General features: G+C 46.1%; 1 protein-coding gene. It reads left to right on the top strand.

Features of this window, described 5'->3' with window-relative positions; all coding sequences use genetic code 11:
• Positions 1-36: 36 nt before the first annotated feature.
• Positions 37-631: secretin N-terminal domain-containing protein (locus tag A3735_RS03160; protein WP_304439957.1), on the top strand; the 595-nt coding region annotated here is incomplete at its 3' end.

Raw genomic sequence — 631 nt, 5'->3', positions numbered from 1 at the left:
GAAGTTGTTCAGCTTAAAGAAGCATGGGTTGGTGATATGGTAAAGCTCTTAGAAGAGTTAGCACCTAGCGAGCTGAGTAAAGCTAAAGGAAAAAGTGGCGGCAATAAATTTAGTGTTGTTGCAGATCAGCGCAGCAATCGGCTTATCCTTCGAGGCGATGAGGCATTCCGGGAGAAAATGCGAGAGTTGATAGCCAAACTGGATCAACCTTCATCCACGGGTGGTAAAACCAAGGTAGTCCGACTTAAACATGCGGATGCTGGAGAGTTAGCTGAGTTGTTAAAGGGGCTAATGGGCGATATTAGTAGTGAGGGTGCTAAGGGTAAGGGTAAAAGCCAATCTTCAGAAGCGAGTGTTTATGCTGATGAAGGTTTGAATGCGCTGGTTATTAGAGCAGAACCTTCAGTGATTCAGGAGCTCGATGGTGTCATTGAGCAACTTGATGTTCGCCGAGCTCAGGTACTGATCGAGGCTGCGATAGTTGAAATTAAAGATGACCTGAATGACAAACTTGGTATTCAGTGGGCCTTGTATGATCAGGGTGCATCGGTTCCAGGTGTATTTACAAACTTCTCTGATGCGGGAATTGCGACGGCGAATGTATTGTCAGCGTTGATCGCGCAAGATAGCA

This window comes from Oleiphilus sp. HI0061 (assembly GCF_001635675.1).
The sequence above is the reverse complement of the archived record's forward strand: the minus strand, read 5'-3'. Positions and strand labels throughout refer to the sequence as shown.